Annotated in this window: 5 protein-coding genes; 1 reads left to right on the plus strand and 4 read right to left on the minus strand. The window is 60.7% G+C overall.

The window, feature by feature from the left end; all coding sequences use genetic code 11:
• The first annotated feature begins 391 nt into the window (after positions 1 to 391).
• A complete protein-coding gene (locus IVB27_RS43655) occupies positions 392 to 505 on the plus strand; it encodes a DUF2934 domain-containing protein (RefSeq protein WP_524536494.1) in 114 nt (37 codons plus the stop codon).
• 259 nt (positions 506 to 764) lie between these two features.
• Here the strand turns inward: IVB27_RS43655 and IVB27_RS19900 are convergent, their stop codons facing one another.
• From IVB27_RS19900 to ligD, 4 genes are all read right to left on the minus strand, one after another.
• Complete coding sequence (locus tag IVB27_RS19900) at positions 765 to 1,004, minus strand: hypothetical protein (RefSeq protein WP_247445017.1); 240 nt, start codon at positions 1,002 to 1,004, stop codon at positions 765 to 767.
• Between the two features lie 387 nt (positions 1,005 to 1,391).
• Positions 1,392 to 1,799, minus strand: a complete 408-nt coding sequence (locus tag IVB27_RS19905) for a type II toxin-antitoxin system VapC family toxin (RefSeq protein ID WP_247445018.1) — start codon at positions 1,797 to 1,799, stop codon at positions 1,392 to 1,394.
• 5 nt (positions 1,800 to 1,804) lie between these two features.
• The gene (locus tag IVB27_RS19910) at positions 1,805 to 2,302 is read right to left on the minus strand and encodes a hypothetical protein (protein ID WP_247445019.1); all 498 of its coding nucleotides are present in this window, start codon (positions 2,300 to 2,302) and stop codon (positions 1,805 to 1,807) included.
• A gap of 5 nt (positions 2,303 to 2,307) precedes the next feature.
• On the minus strand, positions 2,308 to 2,776 hold a 469-nt coding region (gene ligD, locus IVB27_RS19915; protein WP_524536495.1), incomplete at its 5' end, for a non-homologous end-joining DNA ligase LigD.

Below are 2,776 nucleotides of genomic sequence, written 5' to 3' on the forward strand. Positions count from 1 at the left end.
CTGATCTTTCCCGCCATAGTGGCCACCGAACCAATTCGGTGGCACCGACCCAATCATCGGCGAGAAGTTTTCCAGTAACATTTTGAATGAGGCAATGCGGGGGTCAATATTGCAGGCCGAATGACAGTCTGGACGTCGCGCGGCTTGTTGCGGCCAACGGGCGAAGACTTCGAGATGCTTCGGTTGATGTTGCTGGCGTTGTTGCCGCAGATCGGCGGCTTGCTGATGATGGTGGCGCGCAGAGGCGATCGATAGATCAGTTAGAACCTATCACCGGCGCCAACATCTTGCTTGGCGGGCGATGTCGCGCCCGTCGCAAGTTCCCCTGCACGAGTTGAATTCTCGTCAACCGTCTGCCGGCAGAATGCCGCTCCGAACATAAGGGAGCACGATGTCTAATCTGGAACAAATCATTCGCGAACGCGCGCACCAGCTGTGGGTTGAAAGCGGTAGCGAGCACGGCAGAGCTCAGCCTAAAAAGCGAACCACGCCAATACCGCAATGATCGGGATGATTGCCACGCCGATAAGTACTAAGGGTGCAGGTTCATTGCCCGTCCGGTCGCTCAATGCTGATCTCCTCAAGGATGAAGGTCCCGCAGCAGCGTCGACGCCACGCGGCTTTCCGTGGCGGCAGAGATGCCGACAGCTCAGAGCGGCAATTCCGACCGAGCTGGACTTGTTCCTCATGTCGGCGCGCTGGGGTCCGCGCTGTTGAGCTGCTCTCGGTACTCCCGGGCGGCCTTGAGAAGGGCTTCGCGAAGCTCATCGTCTGCCGTTTGAGCCGCGAGGGCTTCGGCTCGGTTCGGCTTGGTTTTGAAGAGATTCTTCGTCATAGCCCTTCTTCTTTTTGCCCTTCTTCTTTTTCTTCTTCAGAACTTTGGCCTGCGCTCTGAATCCTGAGGCCAGGGCCTTCATCTGCCGAGACACGAATTCGTCGGCCGTCTCCTGAGCGGCCTTCTCGGCTACACGAGCTTGCTGTTTGAATGTTTTCGCCGGCTTCATAAGCCGACAACTTTCGCCAAAAAGTCAGGTTCCTCAAGAATCCGGCTTGAGTCTTCGTTCCCTTTTCGGTTGTAGTCGCTTCGCCTCCAACTGCACCTGATCGACACATCGCTGCACCGGACCCGGGTAGTCCTGCTTGCTCCAGGGCTCATCGGCAAAGCGAACGTCCTCGATCTTCGACAGCCGAAGGCAGATCCACTTGGCTTGTGCCGGACGCTTCGTGGGCGAACTCGCGTCCACAACGAGGGCGAATGCGCGCTCCTCCCCGCGGCGTGTCCCAGGATGTAAGGGAAGACCGTCTGGCACTTTCCGTCACGATCTACGTGAACGGACCGGCGTTCAAGAAGCGCTTGTCTGAGCCCCATGTAGACGCCGCTGTGGCCTTCGCTAAATCTGGAAGGGGCGCTTGCGACCGCGGCGGGGTTGGTACGCTGCGAAGCCCGGCTTGAAGGTCGCTGCTCGCGTGATCCCCATGCGCTCCATCAGGGCAAAACTCGTCCGGTCGACGAAGGAAAAGCTCTCGTCCGCGAAGCGCGCCCCTATCTCCGAAGCCGCATCCAGATTGGCGCGGGCGATGGGTTCGCTCCGAGCTCCGCTGTCGCGCAGCCGCTCCCAGAAGATTTCCGCCACGCCGCGGCCAAATTGGGCTTTTAAAAGCTGGCACGTCTCGACCAGCACCAAGTCCGTCGTGAGGTGTTGGTCGATGCTCTGAAGGATCGACTTGGCGCGCTCATTCTGAGCATCCCGCTTGGCGGCCGCAGCGCACCAGACGGAGCTGTCAACGAACGCACTCATGTGCATCACTCCTGAACCGGGTACTGCCAAATGTCGCGCTTTGGCTCGCTGCCCTCAAGCCATTTTTTCGCGCGCTCCTTCGAGGCAAAAAGCTTGACCCAATCGGGCTCACCGATGGCTCTCGACGCCGGATCGGGCCAGCAGAGCCACACGGATCCCTCGACTGGAGCGCCTTCCATTTCGTATTCCCAGGCAACGCCTTCGGGGTCGTTGTCCTGGAGCCAGGCGTCGGCGGCACCTCCAGATGCAAATACCTTCACCCATTCGGCATCGCCCACTGCGCGCGACTCGCCGTTCTCGTAGTCATCAAGGTAGAGCCATACGGTTCTGCCCTCGCGGCGAGCGGTGTCATGGCTGCGGACCGCCTCGTTCACCCTGTGCCGGTCGGATCGATCGGCTTCAGGCAGCGACGTCACCGCGGCATAGAGTTCGGCGGGAATGCTGCGCCTGTCGCCGGGAGGCTTGTAGCGCCATTCAACCCATTGATCGAATGCGTCCGACATATGGCTCACCTCCTTGGTTTGGCGCGGAACGGACCGTCGATGGTGAAGGCGTCCGGCGCGATCCCGCTCTCGATGCGCTTCCAGGTCACGGGCGCTGCGATCGGAAATCCCTCTCGGGCTCGCGGGGAATAGGTGCCGATCGCGGTCGTGCCACGGCCGTTGCGCAGATAATCGAGGAAGATGCGATCGCGACGCGTTGCCTGGGCAGACAGGAGATAGCGGTCTGAATGGCGCGCTGCGAGGGCGGAGACCAGCTGATGCGCGACCCGATGCGCCTTGTCGTGCAGCACCGGCTGATCCAGTGGCGCCATCAGATGAATTCCTTTGCCGCCGGTGAGCTTGGGCCAGGTCTCGAAACCCTCGCGCTTCATCAGGGTGCGCAAATCGAGTGCGGTCTCCACGACGGCATTCCAGTCGACGCCCTCGCCGGGATCGAGGTCGATCACGATGCGGTCGGCATGTTCGAAGTCCTCG

The organism is Bradyrhizobium sp. 197, assembly GCF_023073375.1.
In the GTDB taxonomy this organism is placed as follows: domain Bacteria; phylum Pseudomonadota; class Alphaproteobacteria; order Rhizobiales; family Xanthobacteraceae; genus Bradyrhizobium.